We start from the raw sequence: 23432 nt of genomic DNA, 5'->3' as shown, positions 1-23432 counted from the left end.
AAGGAATGACCACCATGAAACTTGATGATATTCGTCGCGAATATACCAAAGACGGCCTCTCCCGCGAGAAGCTGGATGACAACCCGATTGTGCAGTTTGAACACTGGCTGCAACAGGCGGTGGACGCCAACCTCAGCGATCCGACCGCCATGGTCGTGGCCACGGTAGATGAACACGGCCAGCCGTCGCAGCGGATTGTGTTGCTCAAGCAGGTGGACGATAACGGCTTTGTGTTTTTCACCAACACCGGGTCGCGTAAGGCACAGGAACTCAAAGGCAATAACAAAATTTCATTGCACTTTCCCTGGCACAATCTGGAGCGTCAGGTCATTGTGTACGGTGAGGCCGAGCCGTTGCCAACCACCGCAGTGGCGAAGTACTTTCTGTCTCGTCCCAAGGAGAGCCAGCTGGCCGCCTGGGCATCACAACAGTCGCGTCCGGTGTCTTCACGTCAGGCCCTGATGCAAACCTTTAACAGCATGAAAGCCAAGTTTTCCAAAGGCGACATTCCGCTGCCGGATTTCTGGGGGGGCTACTGTGTCAAGCCGCACCAGATTGAGTTCTGGCAAGGGGGAGAGCACCGTCTGCACGACCGCTTTATGTATCGTAAAGACCCAAGCGGACAGTGGCAGGTTGAGCGTCTGAATCCTTAGTGCCGTGCCTGATGCGCTTTATTGATACCCACTGCCACCTGGACTTTGATGAACTCAGAGAGCGCTTGCCACAGCATCTGGCTGATGCGCAGGCGCTGGGCGTTGAGCGCTGTGTGGTGCCGGGCGTGACCTTGGCGCAGTGTCGTACTTTGCCTGCTTTTGCACAGCAGTACCCAGGCGTCAAAATCGCCTTTGGGCTTCACCCGTATTTTATGGCGCAGCATAAAGCGGGTGATATGGCGCAACTGGCCGAGTTCGCACACCAGCATAGTTCAGAGCTGGTGGCCATAGGTGAATGTGGAATTGATGCCATGGTGGACGATATCCCCGCGCAGCAGCAATTGTTTATTGAGCATATTGCGCTGGCCAATGCACTTGGGTTACCGCTGATTGTGCATCACCGTAAAAGCCATCATCTGCTGGCGGCGGCGTTTAAACAGCTGCCCCCTCAAAACGGCGGCGTTATTCATGCCTTTTCCGGGTCACTGCAAGATGCCAGCACGTATCTGAAACTGGGATTTAAACTCGGTGTAGGGGGGACTATCAGCTATCCGCGAGCGGCGAAAACCCGCACTACGCTGGCTCAAGTGCCGTTGGACTCGCTCGTGTTGGAAACCGATGCGCCTTCCATGCCGCTAGCGGGTTATCAGGGCCAGTCAAATCTACCTAAACGGGTGGTGGAGGTGTTTGAGCATTTGTGTGCCATTCGCGACGAGTCACCTCAAGTTATCTCTGATGCGCTTTATTCCTCATCGGTAACGCTATTTCGGATCTGACGTTTTACTTCCCAGCGCTTTAGTGCACGCCCTATCTGCCAGGTAAAAATACAGGCAATGCCCAGCATCAGCAGTACCACCCGGCCCAGCTCATGAAAATGGCGGTGGCTTTGCGCCATGGCCGCTTCGGTTAAGTACTCGACACTGACAAAGCCAATGGGCTGCTGCTCTGAATCATAAATGGGCTCGACAATGGGTTGTTTTGACTGCGTTAGCCCGGCCAAATGGCGGGGCAAGTCAGCTATCTCGGGTGGGGTATTCTGGCCATCGTTGCCGATAATAAACTGACCCTGATGATTATAAAGCCTGACCGACAGCACAAATTCGTCACTGGCAAGGTGATTGCTCAAGGCTCTGAGCTGGGGGGTATCCATGCGGCTTAATGGCAGAGCTGCGTTAAGCGCCAGCTGTTTAGTCAGGCTGCGACCTGTGTGGTCGGCATTGGTGTGCAACAGCTGATGAGAGCGAAAGCTGGTGTTAAAGGCCAGCCAGGTAATAGTTAAAAAGCACATGGCCGCGACCAGCAGGCGCAGTAATCGGCGGCTGCGTGAAGAAGAAAGGGTTTCAAGGGCTTGTGTATTTTTCATAGATCTTGTTTGCCTGCTGACATGCCATGATTAAGATGTTACAAAGGGCCCATACCGTTACCAAGCAAGCATTCACACTTAGGCTCAATGAGCCGGGTATGACCCTAATCAGGAGTATCCATGTCAAAGTCATTCGCGTCAATCCAGTTGCGTGCCTGTACTGAGCCCGCCGGGCAGTTTCTTACCTTAGCAAACTGGTACCAGATTGAAAACGACGATCAACTAACGCCGTGCGCCAGTCCTGCATCGCAAACGGTCCAGTATCTGTGTTTCTTCGGTGCTGAGCTCAGCGGTGCCACGGTGCTGGAGATCCTGAAGTTGTGCCGCGAGGCAGATATCGAAGTCACCCAACTGGCACTGTACCAGCCCACGGCTGACATGACACCCGGACTGGTTTTGTCTACCCAGTCGACACGCGATGTGCGTGCGCCGGTTCGCGCGTTAGCGGCGCAGTGTGCTCTGCAAGGCGCCGCCATCAGCCAGCCGCCCAGCATACGCAAGCCCGGTTTACTGGTGATGGACATGGACTCCACGGCAATCAAAATTGAGTGCATTGATGAAATTGCCAGACTGGCCGGGGTGTATGACGAGGTTGCTGCCGTCACCGCACAGGCGATGGCCGGGCAGTTGGCGTTTAACGACAGTCTTTATCAGCGTGTTGCTAAGCTGTCCGGCGTCGAGTTGCCGCTTATTCAGCAGCTCAAAGACAATCTGCCATTAATGGAGGGCGTTGCCCAGCTGTGTGAGGTACTGAAGGCCCACCACTGGCGTCTGGCGATTGCCTCCGGGGGGTTCACCTGGTTTGCTGACGCGCTCAAAGCGCCGTTGCAGCTGGATGCTGTGTTTGCCAATACACTGGAAATTGCCGATAACAAGCTCACCGGTAAAGTGCTGGGAGAAGTGGTTGATGGCAATAAAAAAGCCGAAGTGCTCAACGCTTTGGCTGAGCAGTTTGATATTTCGGCCAATCAAACCGTGGCCATGGGTGATGGTGCCAACGATTTAATCATGATGGCCGCTGCGGGCTTAGGCGTGGCTGTGCATGGCAAACCTAAGGTAGTCGAGCAGGCGGATGCCGCCATTACCCAAGGGTCTTTGATTCAGCTGCTATACTTAGTGGCTGTACCATGTAGCGAGTCTTAACTCGATTTTACTTATTTAGGGGGCCGTACCGATGAAGATCGGATTTGTGCCGTTTGCCGCGGTTTTACTCATGATTGGGTGTGCTACACCATACAAAAAAAATGGTGTGGGTGGTGGTTATGATGACTGGGATCTCGGTGGAGGTGTGCATCGTGTGGCTTTTCACGGTAATGGCCATAGTACCCCAGAGCAGGTTAATAAATACTGGCACAGGCGAGCTGCTGAGTTATGTGTATCAGGTTACGAGGTGATTGAGCTCAGCACACATTCGAATGAGTTGAGTATTAGCGGTGAGCATTCTTCTTCACTCAGTTCCGCGCATGATGTTACTGTACCCATTCAGATAGGTAAAATTAAATGTCGCGAGTAACGAAAGGGCATCTAGTTTCCTCACTCCTGCTGATAGGAAAAATATTGTAGCTTGAACGCGACTTGATTTTACTTTTGTCACAATGGGGTGGTTAAAGTGCGGGCTAGCAGCCCGCACAGAACTTACTTAACTCTCCTGCCAGATCTCCCGATAGTGTCTGTCTTCCAGCCACTGGGTAAAGTAAGTATCAAACAAACGCTCCCAGTCACCCAGCGTGATGTCATAGCGCTCCGCCAGTGCAATAAAGTTGTCCTTATCATACGGGTCCATCGGCATAAAATAGGCTTCAAACAGGTACTCGTCGTAGCCGGGGCGTGATGACAATAAACCCTGCATAATGACCTGATCTTTGCCTTCACGCTGGGCCGCGTAGGCTTCACAAGCACTAATAAACTCGGTTTTATCCGTATGTGTAAAGCGCAGGCCCCGCTCAGCGGCAAAGTCATAAAAGGCCGCAATGCTCAGTGGCGTTGGGTTAGCCACATGATAGACCTGATTGCGCTTTTGTGGGTCACTCATGCCTGCAACGATACAGGTAGCTGCGCGGTCAACCGGAATAATATCCAGCATGTAGGGGCTCTCAGTCGGGCGCACCTCAATGCTGAGCATCATTTTCAGGATGCGGTGGAAGACATCATCCGTGTTGCCAATGCCGGTTTTAGATGACCCCGAGATTTCCGAAAAACGATAAACCGTGTAGGGCACACCTATGAGTGATGCCTGGCGAATGTTTTCTTCCTGCACCCATTTCGACTGACCATACCCGCTGCACAGCAAGGCCGCTTCGTCTGTTGGAATGAAGGATTCACGCGGGTTAACCGAGAAGTGGGAATCCTTGATCTGGGTGCTGGCGGTGGTGCTGGAGACAAAGTGGATCATCTTCAGTGTGTCCGTGCAGCACAGTGTTAGCAGGGCATTGGTACCCGCTACCGATTTCTTAAAGGCAAAGTAGGGCTGGATATGATTCACATACGACGCTGTATGGACCACATGTTGGATGTCCCGGCACAGCAGTGCCCAGTCCTCATCGGATACGCCTAACCGGGATTGCTCCATATCTCCCGGGACAGGCACGATCCGCTCCAGATCCAAAGTCAGCGCATACTGTTTGGCATTATCGGCAATGCGAGTGAGGGCTTGCTCTGCACTGTCGGCGCGTACCAGGCAGTATATTTTTGCCTTGGTGGTGGTCTGCAGCTCAGCCAGCAGGTGACTGCCTAAAAAGCCGGTTGCTCCGGTGAGCAGCACATGACGGACGTCGCCCTCATAGGCATGCGTGATTTCATCGGGCAGTGTCGGCAAGTCAATGCCCGCATCGACAATAAACTCAGGTAATGATGCATCGTCCTCATGCTGAACCTCGCCATGGGCCTTGTCGATTTCGTCGATCAGTGCCTGAATGGTATTCATGTTCTTAAAGGCATCGGCCTGGATATCTATATTGAGCCGGGCCTTGAGCTGCTGGAAGGTTTTCAGCAATGAGATGGAGTCAAAGCCGTAATCATACAGATCGCAATTCAGGTCCAGCTCATCGGGGGCTATTCCCAGCACCTGGCCAACAATGCTCACCACAGTGCCTGCGATATCCTGAGGCGCATCAGGCGTCTCTTCCGATACTTGCTCAAGACACGTATGCGTCAGGCGCTTGCGCTGTAACAGTGCCGCTGTGTTATGCATGATGCGCTCCGGCTCTGTGGTGCAAATGGCCGCCAGGGTGCTGCGCTTGGTGCTGAGCAGCTTGGGCAGTTGTGCAAAGGCATTCGACATCTGGATCAGCTGATAGCCCTTTTTCTCGGCAAAGCTGTTTTCAATGCCTTTTAGCGGATCGTCTGAGTGCCAGTAACCCCAGTTAATTGCCAGAGTCTGACCATGACGCTGCTGCTTAGCCACTAGCTGGTTTCGGGCCCGGGCAAAGGCGTTCTGAAAGCCATTGGCGTACGAATACGACAGGTGATTCAGGCTGCCAAACACGGCCATGGAAGAGAACAGCACAAAAAAGTCCAGCTCACAGCCGCCAAGCAGGGAGTCCAGCTGCTGCGTGCCTTGTACTTTGACCTGCATTGAGCGGGCAAAGTCGGCCCAGTTGTTTTCTTCTTCCGTATAGGTGGTGCCAAGGTGGAACACGCCGTTGAGCTGCAATGACTTGTCGCTCAGTAAGTCGCTAAGTGTTGCCAGCTGTTGGGCGTCGGCAATATCACATGCCAGGTAATGCACTGTGCCTTTACCTCTGAGTTGGGTCAGTTGTGGCTGTACGGCTTGCTTATCGCGTCTACCGAGTAAGATGAGGGTTGCGTCAAAACCTTCCAGTAAGCGCTGGCTCAATGCCATGCCCAGTTCGCCCAGTGCCCCTGCGATTAGGTAAGTACCGCCGTGACGTATTTCATACTCAGGCTGAGTTGTGTCGCTTGCGTCCGGCAGTTGTGTTAGTTGCAACGCAAAGCGCGCACCATCGCGGTATTGCACCTGATTCGGCTGATGCTCGGTTGTGTTCAGTAAGGTACAGGCGAACTCCTGCAGCATCAATTCGCCCAGACAAGCAGCCTCATCGAGCTGCTCGACTAAGGTCCAGCTGTGCTGCGGATTGCGCAGGTTGTAGCAACGCAGCAGGGCACTCAGGTCGTCCCGGGTTTCTGTCTGCGAGTCGGTCTGAGTGGCATAAAACAGCTGCATCGCGTGATTGTCGTGACGGGCGGTTAGCTGCATCAGCTCGAACAGGGGTTTTATTTGTTGCTGCGGCTCAAGCAATGAACCACAGCCCTGCACAAAAATGGTATCCGGCAGATCTTCAGGATCCAGCGCTGAGTTGTCCAGTTGCTCAAAGCACAGCGAAGTCACCTTACAGCCACTTGCTTGCAGCGGCTTACTGAGGGCTTCAAACTCGGCCTGCGTGTCTGACACCAGCAAAATATGCCTGTGTGCCAGCTGTGTAGTCAGTGACGTCTGCCAGTCCTCAGGCAGAGTCAGTGCAGCCGGGTGAAATTGGTTGTCGAGCAGCAGCCAGGGACTTGTTTGTTCAGCCTCAACCGCGCTTTTGCTGATAAAAGACGTACCAGGCAGGTGCAGTTTTGGCAAAGAAGTTGGGTAAAGCGGCTGCCAGCTCACGACTTTGCCGGATTGCCACAGGCGCACTATGGCGGCATATTCCTGGGTTTGATGCAGTGTCAGTAACTGCTCTGCTGTTAGCTGCTCGCTGGTGTTATGGCTCACTTTTTGGGTTTGTTCTGGCATGGCTTCGCTCAGGGCGGTGCGCAGCTCGTCCAGTGAGGACACTGCCCAGCCGAGTCTGTATGCCTGTGCCGTGCGGCCCAGCGCTAGGGTCGCGGCCAGCTGCGCCAGTATTTGCGGCGTGTCTGGCAACGTCGCGATGTGGTTGGCAAGCTCAGTGACTTTTTGTGCCAGTGCTGCTTTGCTGGTGGCGGAGAGCACCACCATCGCCGGGGCGTCTGGCAAAGCTGAGTGTTGCTCAGTGATGTTCGGCTGATACTCTTCGAGCACCACATGGGCATTCACGCCACTGATCCCAAAGGCACTGACCGCTGCCCGCCGTGGTGTATCGCCGTGCTCCCAGGGCTGCGCCTGGGTTTGCACCGCCAGCGGCGTATCCTCGAGCGCCAGATAGGGGTTAAGTGCTTGCACATGAAGCGACGGCACCAGGGTCTGATGCTTAAGTTGCAGCACAACCTTGATAAGCCCGGCAATACCGGCGGCAATTTCGGTATGACCTATGTTGCTTTTCACTGAACCCAGCGCACAGTGGGCTGGCCACTGATGCGAATTAAATGCTGCTTTGAGTGCATCCAGCTCAACCGGATCGCCAAGCGTGGTACCGGTGCCATGGCACTCGATGTAGCTGAGTGTGGCCGGGTTTATGTTGGCGTTGCGCCAGGCTTTATCCAGTAGCTGAGTTTGTGCCCGGGCGTTGGGTACGGTAAAGCCCTGTGATTTTCCGCCATGGTTAACCGCCGACCCCAGCAAGGTGGCATAAATGGCATCCATATCGCGCTCGGCTGCCGAGCGCTTTTTCAGCATGATCATGCCAATGCCTTCGCCCCGCACTATGCCATCGGCATCGGCAGCAAAGGTTTTGCATCGTCCATCCGGGGACAGCGCACCTATCTCCTGCATGGCCACAGAGGCGGTGGGAGAGTCTATGATATTGACGCCGCCGACAATGGCCTGCTCACACTCACCCATACGAATGGCTGCCATGGCCTTGTGCACGGCCACCAGTGATGATGAGCAGGTGGTATCTACTCCTTCGCTCGGGCCGTGCAGGTCGAGGAAGTAGCTCATGCGGTTTGGCGCAAATGCCGGGGAGGTGATCAGTCCTTCGTGATACCCGGACTGACAGCCAATAAACAACCCGGTGCTGGTGCCTGCCAGCGATTTTGGATCGTATCCGGCATTCTCAATACACTGCCAGACATGCATCATCAGCAGACTTTCCTGCAACTGAATGCGCTCGCACTCTGCCGGGGCTATATTGAAGAATAAGGGATCGAACTCGGTGTCGCGTCGCAGGCGGCCCATCCAGTTAATTTCGTCGGGCCAGCTGAGCTCGCGATTGGCCGGCTGTGGCCAGCTGTGGCGCGTCACACAGTCTTTGCCTGTGCTCAGGTTGTGCCAGAATTCGTCTAGGTTGCTCGCCTCAGGGAAGGCGGCGCTGATCCCAATAATGGCAATCGCTTCATCATTTGAGGCATTCACCGGGGCTTGCTCTGCTGCTGTGTCCGTTGAGCTTGTTTGTGTCTCGTTAGTCGTGGCGATAAGCACCTCGCCATACTCTGCGATAATATGGGCTCTGAGGCTGTTCAGGGTCGAGTGCATAAACAGCACGCTGGGCGAGAGCTCAAGCTGATAGCGGCTGTTGAGCTGATTGATAAAGGTAATAAAGGCGATGGAGTCTGCGCCAAACTCGCCCAGATCGGTATCTCCGTCCAGTGTATCCGGTTGCACGCCAAGTAAAGCCGCCACCATAGTGCTCAGCTGCTCTGTCAGCGCAGCGTCCAGTGCGGCTTCACTGCTAAACTGGGCTGCTGTTGTAGCGGTGTCACTGACTTGCTCATGGCTTGGGTCGGCCGGGGTATATTGCACCAGCGTCTGAGGTTGTTGCAGTGCCCGGTAAAAAGCGTCTATGCCACTGTTGGTGGGCATGGCCGCATCTGTATGGGCAAACTGGGCATTGCGCTGCATACCGCCGTCTTGCCAGAAAGGCCAGTCGATGCTGGCGCTCAGGCCATGGCGCTTACCGCTGGCAACCTGGGCATGACGCTGCTGCATATAGCTGTCGAGAAACGCATTGGCCATGGCATAGTCACCCTGAGAGGCACCGCCCTGTACGCCACTGAGCCCGGCAAAACAGGCGAAGAAGCGCAGCGGCAGATCCGCTGTGGCCTCATCCAGCGCCACCACGCCCGTGACCTTGGGCGCCAGCACTTGCGCAAAGGAGGTCGGGGTTTTGTTGCACAGCAAGGTATCCTGCACTATGCCGGCGGCGTGGATCACGCCATGGAGCGCGCCAAATTCGCGTACTATGTCGCGCACCAGCAGCAAGGTGTTCATCTTTTGAGCCACGTCGAGCTGACGATAAACCAGTTGCACCTGACCCTGCTTAAGGTTGCGCAGCTGCGACTGCACCTGAACGTCATCAGCGGCTCGTCGACCTGTAACAACCACTGTGGTGGCAAACGGCAAAGCGGCCAGTTCGGCAATAAAGTGACGACCAATCCCCCCGAGCCCGCCGGTGACCAGATACACGCCATCGGGCTGCCACGCACTGACCGGGTTCACATCGTTCACTGGCTGGTAGTCCAGTACTGTGCGGCTTGTGCCCTGATAAGCAATGACGGAGTCGGGCGCATTGCGGTTATCTCTCAGCAGAGTGTGCAGCGTATCTGAACTCAGCGTCGGGTCTACCAGCAACAGCTGTGTGCGCAGCATAGGGTGTTCAATGCTGGCGGTTTTCAGCAGGCCGTGCAGGCAACTGTTGAGGTTAGCCTGTGGCTCGGCCTGAGTGTTGCCTATCACCAGCTGTAACAGGGTCGGCTGTCTGGTTTTCGCGAGAGACTGTATGATGTCGAGCAGCTGAGTCCCATAGTCACTGACTTGCTGCTCAGGTGCGTAATGGCTTGAGCTAAGCACCTGGGTGATGGCACCGGCGACTTCCAACTCCGGCAGGTCGCACAGCACCACACAGTGTGACGATGTACTGTCGGGCGCAACTGTCTCATTGTTTGTCACCACAGGCTGGGTGCGCCACTTTGGCACACTCAGCGTGCACGTGACCAGCTCTTCTGATTGAGTCTGACTCAGGCCGAGCGTGTACGGCTTTAGATCAAAAGGATAAGTCGGCAGGCTCAGTTTGCCTACCTGCTCTCCCTGATAAAGGAAGCCCCAGTCCTCAAAGCCGCTGTCCATCCAGTGGCTCAGAATAGCCTGATAGTCGCCCTGTGCCAGCCAGCTGGCCGGTGTGCCAGTGGGAACTGGATTCAAAGGTGCTTGCTCACTCCTTGCCAGATAACCAGTCAACTGGGTTTTAAGCTCGTTCAGAGAAGACACCACAAAGCCTGCGCGATGCGCCATCACTTTGCGACCGGTTTGCAGGGTGTAGGCCAGGCTGACTCTCAGTGCATCGTCGCACAGGGTACGCTCAAGCCAGTTCAACAGCTCGCTCACCTGACGCTGCAACACTGCTGGTGTGGCTGCCGACAGCACCACGATGGAAGGCTGGCTGCTCAATGCATTCTGTGTTTGCGCCACCGGCGCTTCTTCCAAAATGGCATGGGCATTAGTGCCGCCAATTCCAAATGAGCTGACCGCGGCTCGTCTTGGTAACAAAGGGGTTTCCCACAAGCGCGTGCTGTCGACGACATAAAACGGCGAGTTAGCCAGGTCCAGGTGTGGATTCGGCTCACTGTAGTGCAAGGTACCGGGCAGCAGTTTGTGGTGCAGCGACAAGCTGGTTTTCACCAACCCGGTGAGCCCTGCCAGGGTGTCTGTATGGCCCAGGTTCGATTTCACGGCACCCAGTCCACAATATTGTTTTGCTTCGCTATGCGGCTGATAAACCTGTTGCAGTGCCGCAAATTCAATGGGGTCGCCCAGCGCGGTGCCGGTGCCATGGGCTTCGACATAACTGATGCTCGCCGGTGAGACGTCGGCGCTTTGCAGTGCCTGGGTGATCACCTGCATCTGGCCTTCCGTGCCCGGGGCAAAGAAACCGGCCTTGTTGTTGCCATCGTTGTTCACCTTTACCGCCTTAATCAGGCTGTAAATGTGATCGCTATCCTGGGTTGCCTCATCGGCCCGTTTGAGTACCACCACAGAGACGCCATTGCCGCCTATCATGCCATCGGCTTGGGCATCAAAAACTTTGCAGCGCGCATCGGGGGCAAAGTTGAGGCCTTTTTCTATCTTGTATCCTGTGCTGCGCTGCGGGAATAAACAGGCTGCGCCAACAATGGCATAGTCAATGTCACCGGCTTTAAGTGCCGAGCAGGCCAGTGCCAGTGCGCTCAGGGACGAGGAGCAATTGGAGTGCACAAACAGGCTTGGGCCGGTCAGACCCAGATGATAGGAAATGCTGGTTGCCAGTGTGCCGGGCTGATTCAGCGTTGATGCAACATAGTCCTCGGCATTGAGGACAAACTCCCCGTTGCTGAACTTGTCATACAGGTTAAGATCGGTCAGGTCGCCACCAGAGGCGGAAATATACACGCCGGTATTGGGCATTTGGTCACAGCGATAACCGGCGTCTTCCACCGCTTTCCAGGCATGCAGTAACAGCTGGCGCTGTGCATAGCTCATGGTACGGGCTTGCTTTTCCGAGAGATTAAAAAAGCCGGGATCGAAAGCATCCTGGCCCTCTACCCAGGTATCGAGCCAGATCATAGACGCGTCTGACTCGGCTCTGTGGCTGTGGCGAACCAGGTTTTTTCCTTCAATGAGGTTTTGCCAGAATGTCTGCGCGTCGGGGGAGTCCGGGTAATGACAAGACAAGCCTATCATAGCGATGGCCTGATCAGTGGTTGTCTGCTTTGCAGGGCGCACCGGCTCTGGCGTTTGTACAGGCGCTGCAATCGGGCTGGTGACTTTGGTCGATAAATAATCGCACTGGGCGTTAATGGTACTGTACTGAAACACCTCCGTCAGCGGCAGGTCGATATTAAACTTAGCGCTCAGTTTGGTGGCCAGTACATTGGCCAGCAGGGAGTCGCCCCCAACCGTGAAAAAGGGCGCATCCGGCGCAACCTGACTCACGTCCAGCACATCACACCAGACGGCCGAGACCTCGGCCTGTAGGTTTCGCTCTGGTACGGCTGCGCTGAGGTTTGCTTCCAAAGTTGAGAGCCCGGCCTGCGCGGTGTGTGAGTTAAACGGCAGCTGGCTGAGCAGCGCCTGTTTATCCACTTTGCCATTGTTGGTCAGCGGCAGCGTGGGTACTGAGACAAAATACGCCGGCACCATATACTCGGGCACAAGCTTTAACAACTCGGCACGAATGGCTTCATCGGATAGCGGCATTTGGGCGACCAGGTAGGCCACCAGTACGTCACCATGACGTTTGCTGGCAGCCAGCACGCAGGCATCCTCAATGGCCGGGTTGCTCAGCAGGGCGTGTTGTACTTCGCCAAGCTCTATGCGGTGTCCACGGATCTGAACCTGATCGTCGCAGCGGCCCAGATATTCATACTGACCCTGCGCATTAAGGCGCGCCAGATCGCCAGTACGATAGAGGCGCTCCTTGCTTTGCCCGGCAAGCGGATTAGGGATAAAGCGCTCTGCGGTCAGCACTGCTCTTTGATGATAACCCCGACTGACGCCGCAGCCTCCGACATACAACTCGCCGGGCTGACCCGCCGCGACAGGGCGTTGTTGCTCATCCAGTAAGTACAGGCGATAGCCGGGCAGCGGCTTTCCTATAATGCTCTTGCCCGGGTTCTGTTCGACCAGCTCGCGGGTAATTTCCATCTCGGTGACGTGTACTGTGGTCTCTGTGATGCCATACATGTTGACCAGCTTGGGTAGCGGCTGTGCTGCCTCAAACCAGTGCATGAGTTTACTCAGTTCCAGCGCTTCACCGCCAAAGATCACGGTGCGCAGAGAGCGTGTCAGCGCCGGTTGTGCCAGCAAATGCGTCATCAACGGATAAAACGCCGATGGCGTCTGATTTAAAATGCTTATTTGATTATCGTGAATAAAGCGTGCGAATGCAGCACTGTCTTTTTTGCAGGCATCATCCACGATCACCAGTTTGCCGCCATGGGCCAGTGCGCCCCAGATCTCCCAGACCGAAAAATCAAACGCAAACGAGTGGAACAGACACCAGGTATCCTGGGCATTAAACCCAAATCCAGGCTGGGTGTTGTTCAGTAAAGCGGTAATATTGCTATGCTCAACCAGCACGCCTTTGGGCTGACCCGTCGAGCCCGAGGTATAGATGATATAGGCCAGCGCCTGCGGTGCCAGAGTTATCCCCGGAGCTGTGACGGGGGCCATAGTGCTGCTTTGCAGGCAGTCACTGAGGCGATATGCCTGGCTGTGCGTGACAGGCAGTGTTAGATCGTCGCTCATCAGTACCAGCGCCGGATCGGCATCGGCCAGAATAAAGCGGGCTCTGTCCTCTGGTGAGCTGGGGTCGACCGGCACGTAGGCACTGCCGGTTTTCAGCACTGCCAGCATCGCAACTATCATCTCCACACTCGGGCGCAACAGCAAAGCAACCCGGCTGTCGGGCCGCGCGCCTTTGGCAATTAAGGTATGGGCCAGCTGGTTGGCCTGCTGCTCCAGTGCCTGATAACTCAGCGTGGCACCGGCAAACGAGACCGCCGTCTGGGTTGGGTGCTGCGCGCCCTGTAAGGTGAAGCTGTCAACCAAAGTGGCGGGTTTTACATTCGGTGTCTGTGGCTGACCACCGGGTGGTAAGTCACCGCCAAGCAGCACATCTTCCAGTAGTTGCACATAATTATCTGCCAGGGTTTGCACGGTATGGCGCTCATAAGCGCGGGTCGCAAATTTAAAGGCCAGCTGATAGCTGCCACCCAGCGGGGTAACCTCCAGGCTCAGGTCCAGCTCGGCATCTTGCTGGAATTCCTGCCACAGTGCGCCCAGCAGTGCCTGATTGTCCTCTACCCAGTCGGCCTGAATAAAGTTATGACAGGCATAGCCTATCTGAAACAGCGGGTGAACACCCGGTATACGCGGCGCATTGACGGCGCTGAGCAGCTCAGACAAAGGCAGGGCGCTGTGACTGATCACGGCGTCCAGTTGTGTCTGATTCGCCCGTGCCTGGCTGACAAAATTTGTGCTGCCATTGCGGGTCAGTGGCAGTGGCAATTGATTGACAAACAGGCCCAGCGACTGCGCCATACTGGCTTTGGGTCGTTGCATCACAGGCGTACCCAGTATCAGCTCATTGCGACCAGTGAGACGGCTCAGTAACGCCTGAAACACGGTTAAGAAAAACACTGAGGTGCTAAGCTTGTGACGGGCTAAAAACTGCTCGAGTTGCTGCTGCGTGCTGGCTGGCAAGTTGAGCGTCACGCGCGCACTGTTTGGCTCGTCCGGGCTTACTTGCGCTGTGCGTTTTCCGGGCAGGGCCAGCGGTGTCTGCACAGGGTTCAGAGATTGTTGCCAGAAGTGTTTCAGCGTGTCTGTACTTGGGCTGGCCAGCAGCTGCTGCTCCCAGTCAAGGTAGTCGAAAAAGCCCAGGTCGGGCGCTGCCGTTGGTGCGCCTTCATGATAGGCCTGCCATAGCTGAGACAGCAGCTGGGTGGCGGAGACCCCATCAATGATCAGATGGTGCAGCACTATCACCATCACATGGCGTGACTGAGCGCCCGACGCCACTTGCCAGGCGCTTGCGCGTAGCAATGGACCTGACAGATCAAAAGGCACCGCAATGGTCTGTTGTATTGCATCAGTCAGGGCTGCCTTAGAGGTCGGTGCCAGAGACGTTTGCTCAATCCAGATTGTGTCCGGGTGGATCTGTTGCGTAGGTCGGCCATCCTTTTCGTGAATACGCAGGCGCAGCACCGGGTGGCGCTGACAAAGACTGTCCAGCGCTTGTTGCATACGGGCGACATCCAGGTTGGCAAGCTCGAATACCAGCGGGATGTTGTAGCTGCTCAGCGTCGGGTTTTGCTTGTGCAGCAGCCACAGACCCTGCTGGGCTTTTGATAGTGGTAGTTGCCCTAGTGGCGTTTGTTGGCTGAGCGGTTCCGCTTTTTTTACCTGCACCGTGGCGATATTGGGTTGCTGTTTAACAAGGTAAGCATGCAACTGGTTGAGGGTATTCACCTCAAATAACAATGCTGGTGGCAGGGCGTCCAGGCCAAGCTGAGGATCGGCCTCAAGCTGCTGTACGACGGACATCAGCATAATGGAATCAAAGCCCATATCCCGGAAGTCGAGGTCGCTGTCGAGCTCTTCTACAGGCAGTTTACTGACTTGCGCCACCACGGCTTTAAGGTGGTTCATTAATGCGCTATCACTCAGCGTGGCCGTGTTATGTGATGCCGGTATCTGGGTGTCAGCCTTGGCTGTTGGATTTGTCCAGCGTGTGAGTTTGTCCGGGTTACCGTATAAAAAGCACTGCTGTGTATGCGGCTTGGCAAACAGCTGATAAAAGGCTTTCAAACCTGTGTTATCAGGCATAGCAGCAAGGCCCTGCGAGCGCAGCAAACTTTGCTTAACGGCGTCCATTTGCATGCCGCCTTGTGCCCATAGCGGCCAGTTTACCGACAGGCTCAGGCCATGGCGCTGACCCTGCTCACCCCATTGCTGGCGCTTGCTCATATAGGCATCCAGGAAAGCATTAGCGGTGGCATAATCGGCCTGACCCGGGTTACCAAAGCACGCAGCGATAGATGAAAAACAGATAAAGAAGTCCAGCGGCACTGCTTTGCAGGCCTCATCCAGTGCCATCACTCCACAGACTTTGGGCGCCAGCACGCGCTGGACTGCCTGCGGAGTTTTGCTTGCAATCAGTTGATCTTCAATCACACCGGCGCTGTGCAAAATCCCGGTCAGGGTACCGTGCTGCGCACCAATGCGGTTAAGCAGCTCAGCACACAGGGTTTGAGTGCTGATATCGGTTTGGTAATAATGAATTCGGCATGTATCTCCTGGCATCCCGAGCGACTCAGGTGCGGTGCGACGACCTGTGATAATCACCTGAGCGTGGCGGGTTTGAGTCAGGATCTCTTTAGCAAAGCACTGACCCAGCTGGCCAAGACCGCCGGTGATCAGATACAGGCCATTTTCTTTCCACGGCATCAAAGCGGGCACATCGCTGTGTTGTGGCGTCAGCGTTTGTATCTCGCACTGACCCTGAGTAAAACGCAGCATTGTGTGCTGGGTATACTGGCTTGCCTGAACAAGGTGCGCCGCAGATTGTGCAGGTGTATCGCTTTGTATTAGCTGGACACTCAGCAGGTGGTGTTCCAGTGCGGCGGTTTTCAGCACCCCTGCCAGCGCCATTAGCAGCGGTTCGTTTGCTGGTACGAGTAGTTGGATAAGCAAAGGCTCAGTGGTGCTGGCAAGTTGTTTAATGTGTGCAGTCAGGGCGATGGTCAGCGCCTCAATACGCTGTGCTGTGTCACCCGATGTATCTTGCAGCACAATGGCATCTGGTATTTTGTTGTGTGGTGCCAGAGTAATGACCTGACGTTTGCCAGACCAGCTTGCCTGTGAAGCCACATTCAGCGGTTGCCACTGCGGGATGAGGTGCAGCAGTGAGTCTTCTGTGATGGCAGTCGGGGCTGGTTGCGGGTTTACCTGGGTGAGTTTAGGTGCCCCGCTAAGCCAATATGGAGTGCTGGCAAACGGATAGGTCGGCAGGCGCAGTAAGGTTGGCTTAGCCGGGTAAAATGCAGACCAGTCGAGTTCGGCGCCGACTACCCATAAGGCGAGTAGTTTGCTGAGCTCACCGGCTTGCGTCCAGCGGTTAAAATCGTCTTTGTCCAGCGCCGCCAGAATGGCTTTGCCTTGTTTACTGTTGCCCTGTTTATAGGTGCCAGCTTGTTGGTGAGCAAAGTCATTCAGCTGGGTGTGCACCTGGGCCAGGTTGTCGGCAACAAAGGCCATCCGACAGTCCATGGCTTCGCGCGCGCTTTGCAGCGTATACGCCAGCGCTTCCAGTGCGCTGTCATCCAGTTGAGCTTGAGCGAGCCAGTCCGCTAGTTTACGGGCTTTGTCGCGCAGCACCTCCGGGGATTTGGCTGACAGAGCGATGATCACCGGCTTAGCGCTGCCTGCTTGCGCTGTGGTTTTTGTCGGCTGATATTCTTCGAGGATCAGGTGTGCATTGGTGCCACTGAAACCAAACGAACTGACACCGGCGCGCCGTGGCTGGCCATCCGGCACGCTCCAGGGTTGCGTTTCCTGGGCGACATAAAACGGCGTATCCTGCCAGTCGATATGGCTGTTGCCCTGCTGATAATGCAGCGAAGCCGGAATGATTTTGTGCTGCATGGCCAGCACGGTTTTGATCACACCGGCGACGCCTGCGGCGGTCAGGCAGTGGCCGATATTGGTTTTGACCGATCCCAGAGCACAGAACTGGCTGCGCTGGGTTTCCGCACGAAATGCCCGGGTCAGGGCCTGAAATTCAATGGGGTCTCCGAGCTTGGTCCCGGTGCCATGGGCTTCAATCAGACTCAGTGAGTCCGGGGCAATATCAAACTGCTCATAAATGCGGCTATGTAACTGTTGCTGAGAGACTGAACTGGGCGCCGTGATCCCGCTGGTGGTGCCGTCCTGATTGGTGGCTGAGGCTAAAATAACCCCGAGAATATGATCGCCATCACGCTCGGCATCACTCAGGCGTTTTAACACCACCACACCGACACCTTCGCCGGGCACAAAACCATTGGCTCTGTCGTCAAAGGTATAGCAGGTGCCATCGGCACTGAGCATGCCTGCCTTACCGGCATGTTGCGAGAACTGCGGCGTGCATAAGGTGGCAACGCCCCCGGCCAGTGCTGCGTCTATTTCGCCATTTTTCAGCGCCTGACAGGCACTGTGCATGGCCACCAATGACGACGAGCAGGCAGTGTCTATGGCCAGCGCCGGCCCCTTGAGGTTCAGGTAATAAGAAACCCGTGCCGGGATCACCGAGCCAGCATTGCCCCAGAACAACTGCGCCGGAGCATCCTGGGGGGCCAGCGAGGCATAATCGCCCTGCGCGCAGCCCAGATAAACGCCGGTATTGCTGCCGGCAGCGCGGGTGATCATGTTAGCGTCTTCAAGCGCCCGGTAGGCTTCTTGCAAAAACAGTCGCTGCTGCGGATCCATCACCTCCGCTTCTTGTGGTGTGATGGAGAAAAACGGCGCGTCAAAGCTGGCAATGTCATCCAGCAAGCTGGCGTAGCGACACCAGTTTTGTGCCTCGGATGATAAGTCGCTTAAATCCCAGCGTTGCTGCGCACGCACCGAGGTACGCTTGTTGCTCAGCATCTCCCAGAACTCGTCGACATTGCTGGCATCACCAAACTGACCACTCATGCCCACAATGGCAATTTTGTCTGCGTTGTTATGGCTGGCTTTGTGAGCCGGTTTTACTTCATCTGTAGCGGGTTGAATCGACTTTGGCGCAGCCTGTTGTGTAGTCGCCATCGCTGGCTGCGCTTTGTGCATGAGAGCCATTGCCTTATCGCGGTGCTCAGCCACTATGTGCGCGCTCAGCGTCGCGATGGACGGAAAATCGAATAACAAAGTGGGCGGCAGGCTCAGGGTAAAGCGAGCGTTGATCTCATCGAGGATCTGAATGGCCAGGATCGAATCCACGCCGTAATCGGCAAACGAGTCATCCGGGTCTAATTCATCCGCCGTCATGCTCAGCGCCTGGCTGGCGATCCCCGCGAGGGTTTGGGCGACGAAATTGCTCAGGGTTGCACTGTCTGTTGCAAGCTGCGAGTCGGTCTGTGTCCGTTCGGGTTGTTGCATGGCTGTATTGTGGTTTGAAATTGGTGTTGTTTTTTGAGTCGGTTTTGCGCGTTGTTGCACCAAACGGCCATTGCTTTGCGCGCACAGCACTTGCTGTGGTGATTGAGCGTCTGTGGCAGACGTTGTCAGCGCGAAGCCATTGCTGCTCAGTAACTGTTGCCAGCGCTGCTGCGACAATAAAGGTGAGCCTGGCAGGCGCAGCGTGGTGTCTTTGCTCAGCCACCAGCCTTCGAGCAGGCCGAAGGTCAGCTGAGTAAACAGCGACGGCTGAGTCACTTCGTTGATTAATAACAGACCACCGCGCTTCAGGCAGGCCTTGGCGTTGTTCAGTGTGCTCAGCATGTCTGCGGTGGCGTGCAGCACATTGGTGGCAATCACCACGTCATAGCTGGCTAAGTCAATATGCTGCTCCGCAAGTGGCTTGCTGACGTCAAAATAGGCAGTCTGCACAAAGGGGTAGTCTGGCTGAAACTGTGCTTTGGCATGGCTGAAAAAGGCCTGCGACAAGTCGGTGTAAGCGTATTCAGTGACATTAAAATCGCGCAATTCGGGCAGTACAGTACGCGTGGTGCCACCTGTGCCTGCGCCAACTTCCAGGATCTTAATGGGCTGCGCATCTAAACTTGCCAGATAGTCGGTAAGCTGAGTAACCAGCGCCTGATTGGCGTGCATGGCCACCGGGTTATCCCGATATACAGATTCAACCAGCGCCAGTGAGCCGCCGGGAAACAGCACATCAGTGGCTTTACGCTGGCCGGATAAAATTTCGGGCAGTGCCGCCAGCGCCGCGTTGAGCAGCGCATAGTCGTCCTGTTCCAGTACGGTCAGATTGGCTGGTGGCTCGGGCAGAGTCAGCTCGTCGTCTTGCAGTAATCCCGCCTCGCTCAGGTAGCGGGCGGTTTCCTGCCACCATAATTCAAAGTAATCTGGCAAGGCTGATAGCGCCTCGGTGCGCTCAGCCGGATGCTGCCAGCCTGCACTGATAAGTGCATGGCACAACGCATAAAAGATCTCGGTGTCAGCAGGTTGGCTATCGAGTGCCAGCGCAGGAGCAGCTTGCTCAGACTGAAATACGTTATAGCTGCACTCTGATGAATAGCTGCTGCGCACCAGCGCCACCTGTGCCCGCTCTGGTGTCATTTTCACCACGCCCACCTGAGTCAGCGAAGAGGACATGAACTTTGCCAGCGCCGCCATGCCTGATTGCGCGTCGACAGAGCCAATCCCGGCCTGGCGCATTTTACGCTGATAATACGGGTCACTGACCCGGCCAACGTCGCCCCAGTAACCCCAGTTAACCACTTTGATAGGCAGTTCAGTACTGGCGGAGCGGGCCAGACTGTCCAGATACTGACAGCCCGCAGCATAGTTACTCTGGCCTGGGGCAGGCGAGAAAGACTGCATTGAAGAGAACAGCAGGACGAAGTCGAGCGACTGGTCTTTACACACACTCAGTAAGGTTTCGCCGCTGACCTGCTTAGCTTGGTAAGCTCTCAGAAACTGAGCATCGTCCATGTTGGCCAGGCTCTGATCTTCCAGATGTAACACAGAATGTACCACGCCATGGAGCTGCCCATAGTCTTGCTCAATGGTGTGCATTACGGCACGCATGGCTGCCTCATCGCAGGCATCGGCCTGAATATACTGCGGTGCAGGGCCCAATTCGCTCAATCGGCTGATGGCCTGCTCAATGTCTTCATTCAGCGCACGGCGGCCAACCCAGACAACTTGTGCCTGATACTGGCGGATCATCCATTCACTCCAGACCTGACCTAGGCCGCCTGCGCCGCCCAGCACCAGGTAGACGCCATCCTGGCGATAGGCTGACTCTCCTGAGTCCAGGAAGGTGTGCTCGCAGGCGCTGAAGGTATGCCAAATGTCGCTGCGATGAGCATAAAAGCCCGCTGGCAAGCGAGTCGCCTGTTGCCAGTGGCTTGTCTCTTCTTTGCATTCAGCACTCAAGTCGACAATGCGCACGTGCCAGCGCGGGGTTTCCTGAGCCACGCTTTGCAGCAATCCAATCAGCCCGGCGCCGTGTGCCTCAACCGCTTCGTCATGCACTTGCTGGGTCTGGAAGGTGAGCAAAGTGATGGCCAGCGGCTTTGTGCCTTTACCTTGTTCTAGTAAGGTTTTTAGGTGAGTAAATAGCCTAAGTGGATCTGCGTACTCGTCTTTGGCGACCCACAACAGGTGATCAGCAGGCTCTGCCGAGTCTGCACACCAGGCTGGTTTGAGCGACGCGGGCCCCTGATAATCAAAGCGGTATTGAGTCGTTTCAGCAGGTGGCAGTGTTGTCAGGTGCTGCCAGCCAGGTAGTACCGTAAACAGCTGAGTCTCATCGGTATCGTGCGCCATTGAGCGGGTCGAAAATCCACGCAGACGCACATACACTACACCCTGTTCATCGCAGATATCGACATCAAATTTCTGGCTGCTGGCATCAGCATGGGTGGTTTGGGTCGCACAGGCTATCAGTGTTTTACCCGATGGCAGCGGCGTGAGTAATTCAGCCTGTTCCAGTGCAAAGGGCAATCCCGGGCGGGCATCTTGTGTAAAACCCAGCAGGGTATGCAGGGCGCTGTCGAGTAGTTCGGGGGCAAAGGCAAAGTCGGGGGCAATAACCGGGTTGAGTTCGCCCTGTGCCTGTTGGTCTGCCACAGATAATGTAGTGATGCGCTGAAAAGCCGGGCCGTAGTCAACACCTGCGGCGCTAAATTGCTGATATAACTCAGTGGCTACGACTGTGCGGGCGTCAGACAGTGCTTCGATGGCGCGCGTTGTGACGCTGTGCTCTGTGACCTCGGCCTGACCGCTGGCATACACCTGGCGCGTATCGTGTGCTTCACGGTATAACTCAAATGTTACCCGATCACCGGTTTGTTTTAGCGACAAATAAACCGGGCCGCTCTGCGCGTCGACGGCCACCGGTCTGCGCCAGTTCACCTGACTCAGGCGCAGTGACTGACTATCCTCTAGCTGGCCCGACAAGGTCATGGCGGCATGGACCATTTCAAGTGTACAGACGCCGGGCAGCATAGCCAGGCCCTGTACCTGATGGTCACGTAAAAAGTACTCATTGCCTGTAAAGTCACTGGCAAAGATCAGCTCATCCAGAGCCGGTATACTGCGATGCAGCAGCGGGTGCAGGTATGAGGGCTGCGCTTCGTCATCTATATCGAGCCAGTAAGGTTTATGTTCAAACGGATAGGCAGGCAAGCTAATACGTTGTGGGCAGAGCTCGCCATAGCAGGTTTGCCAGTCGATGATATCGCCCTGTACCCAGCCGGTTATGCGCGCAGCGAGTGTTTCGTGAGTGGTCTCGCTCTGCTCTGCAGTGGCGGCAACTTTACTATAGTGCCAGTCGCCAGCCTCACCAGAGACAAACTTGCTCAGTTGTGCTTTGACAGAGGCCAGCGAGTTTGCCGCAAACCCCATCCGGTGTTTCATCGACTCCCGGCCCACCGTGAGCGTATAACTTAAATCCCGTAGCTCAATCGGGTTATCCGACTCAAGGTAAGCAAGCAAATCTGCGGCACGCTGCGTGAGCGCGGTCCGGGTTCTCGCCGACAGCAGTATAGGCAGGGCGGTGTCTAACGCTGGGCGCTCTGGGTTGAGGTGTTGTGGTGATTCTAAGATCACATGGGCGTTTACCCCGGCAAAGCCGAAGGAGGATATCCCGGCAAGACGCTGCTCGCCCGCCCAGGGCACACATTCGGTGGCTAATTTAAACGGCGATTTCACCAGAGAAATTTTCGGATTCAGCGTCTCGAAGTTTTGCAGCGGCGGCACCTGCTCATGCTCAAAGGCCAGCAAGGTTTTGATCACCCCGGCAATACCGGCGGCCGACTCTAAATGGCCGATATTGGTTTTCACGGTACTGAGATAGCAAGGCGCATCGGGCGTTTGCTGTTTACTGGCACGAAACGCGCGTTTCAGGCCCTGGATCTCCAGTGGGTCGCCAAGCACGGTGCCGGTGCCATGTAATTCGACAAAGCCAATCTGATCAGAGCCTACCTGCGCATTGTCGATGGCTTGCTGGATCACCCGCGACTGCGAAAACGGGCTCGGTGAGGTCAGGGTATTGGTTTTACCTGAGTGCCCCACAGCGCTGCCCTTGATGATGCCATAAATGGTGGCATTCAGCGCTTTGGCGGTCTCTACCGGCAGCAACAACACCATGCCAACGCCTTCGCCACGGACATAGCCATCGGCTTCGGCATCCAGGGTTTTACAGCGCCCCTGCGGCGAGAGTACGCCCAGCTTACTAAAGCTGACATAGCGGTTTTTGGTGATCAGCAGGTTAACGCCACCAACCAGCGCGGCGCTGATCTCGCCTGAGCGAAAGTCATTCATGGCCTTGTGAATAGCCACCAGAGACGAAGAGCAGGCGGTATCGACGGTTTCACTGGGCCCCTGAAAATTAAAATAGTGCGAGATGCGGTTAGCAAACACCCCAGTCGACATGCCGGTCAGAAAGTGCGGGTCGATATTACCGGTCGAAAACTCCTGATAGTCGGTATTACTGCACCCCAGATAGACGCCGGTGGCGGTATTTTTAAACTGCGATGGTGCGAGCCCCGCATCTTCAAAGCAGGCCCAGGCCAGCTCCATGCTCAGGCGCTGCTGGGGATCCATGCTCTGCGCCTCTTTGGGGGAGATGGCAAAAAAGCCGGCATCAAACCCGGCGATATCGCCAATAAAGCCACCCCATTTGCTGATGGACTTTTGCGCCTGTTTATCGGGCTTTGGGTCGTAGTGTTTTTTCCAGTCCCAGCGCTCAACGGGCACTTCGCTGATGCTGCTGATTTTTTGACTGAGGTTGTGCCAAAACTGATGTTTGTTATCGGCGCCCGGAAAACGCAGAGACAGGCCGACGATGGCAATATCCGGTGTCTTGTCTGGCAAAGAGGGAGTCTGCGGGTTGTGTTTGCTTGTCATGATCTGTCTCGATAAACGT

General features: G+C 55.6%; 6 protein-coding genes. 4 read left to right on the top strand and 2 right to left on the bottom strand.

The window, feature by feature from the left end; all coding sequences use genetic code 11:
- Nucleotides 1–14 precede the first annotated feature (14 nt).
- Both pdxH and C3B51_RS04295 read left to right on the top strand, forming a co-directional pair.
- On the top strand, nucleotides 15–653 hold the full coding sequence (gene pdxH, locus C3B51_RS04300; RefSeq protein WP_130244294.1) for a pyridoxamine 5'-phosphate oxidase: 639 nt from the start codon (nucleotides 15–17) through the stop codon (nucleotides 651–653).
- A gap of 11 nt (nucleotides 654–664) precedes the next feature.
- Entirely contained in the window at nucleotides 665–1429 is a 765-nt protein-coding gene (locus tag C3B51_RS04295; protein WP_130244293.1) for a TatD family hydrolase, read from the top strand.
- Here the strand turns inward: C3B51_RS04295 and C3B51_RS04290 are convergent.
- The gene (locus tag C3B51_RS04290) at nucleotides 1396–2016 is read right to left on the bottom strand and encodes an AhpA/YtjB family protein (RefSeq protein ID WP_130244292.1); all 621 of its coding nucleotides are present in this window, start codon (nucleotides 2014–2016) and stop codon (nucleotides 1396–1398) included. The genes C3B51_RS04295 and C3B51_RS04290 overlap by 34 nt on opposite strands.
- A 120-nt stretch (nucleotides 2017–2136) precedes the next feature.
- Here C3B51_RS04290 and serB point away from each other — a divergent pair, with 120 nt between their 5' ends.
- Complete coding sequence (serB, locus tag C3B51_RS04285; protein ID WP_130244291.1) at nucleotides 2137–3159, top strand: phosphoserine phosphatase SerB; 1023 nt, start codon at nucleotides 2137–2139, stop codon at nucleotides 3157–3159.
- A 31-nt stretch (nucleotides 3160–3190) separates the two neighbouring features.
- Nucleotides 3191–3529, top strand: a complete 339-nt coding sequence (locus C3B51_RS04280) for a CC0125/CC1285 family lipoprotein (protein ID WP_130244290.1) — start codon at nucleotides 3191–3193, stop codon at nucleotides 3527–3529.
- A 126-nt stretch (nucleotides 3530–3655) separates the two neighbouring features.
- Here the strand turns inward: C3B51_RS04280 and C3B51_RS04275 are convergent, their stop codons facing one another.
- Nucleotides 3656–23413 carry a non-ribosomal peptide synthetase gene (locus tag C3B51_RS04275; RefSeq protein ID WP_130244289.1) on the bottom strand — a complete coding sequence of 6586 codons (19758 nt, stop codon included), beginning with the start codon at nucleotides 23411–23413 and terminating at the stop codon, nucleotides 3656–3658.
- Nucleotides 23414–23432: the final 19 nt, after the last annotated feature.

This window comes from Pseudoalteromonas rubra, assembly GCF_004212645.1.
GTDB lineage: Bacteria > Pseudomonadota > Gammaproteobacteria > Enterobacterales > Alteromonadaceae > Pseudoalteromonas > Pseudoalteromonas rubra_G.
This window is presented reverse-complemented; position numbering and strand designations above follow the sequence as displayed.

Coding starts and splice junctions, on each gene's coding strand:
- pdxH (WP_130244294.1), top strand. CDS start 15: ATGAAACTTGATGATATTCGTCGCGAATATACCAAAGACGGCCTCTCC.
- C3B51_RS04295 (WP_130244293.1), top strand. CDS start 665: ATGCGCTTTATTGATACCCACTGCCACCTGGACTTTGATGAACTCAGA.
- C3B51_RS04290 (WP_130244292.1), bottom strand. CDS start 2,016: ATGAAAAATACACAAGCCCTTGAAACCCTTTCTTCTTCACGCAGCCGC.
- serB (WP_130244291.1), top strand. CDS start 2,137: ATGTCAAAGTCATTCGCGTCAATCCAGTTGCGTGCCTGTACTGAGCCC.
- C3B51_RS04280 (WP_130244290.1), top strand. CDS start 3,191: ATGAAGATCGGATTTGTGCCGTTTGCCGCGGTTTTACTCATGATTGGG.
- C3B51_RS04275 (WP_130244289.1), bottom strand. CDS start 23,413: ATGACAAGCAAACACAACCCGCAGACTCCCTCTTTGCCAGACAAGACA.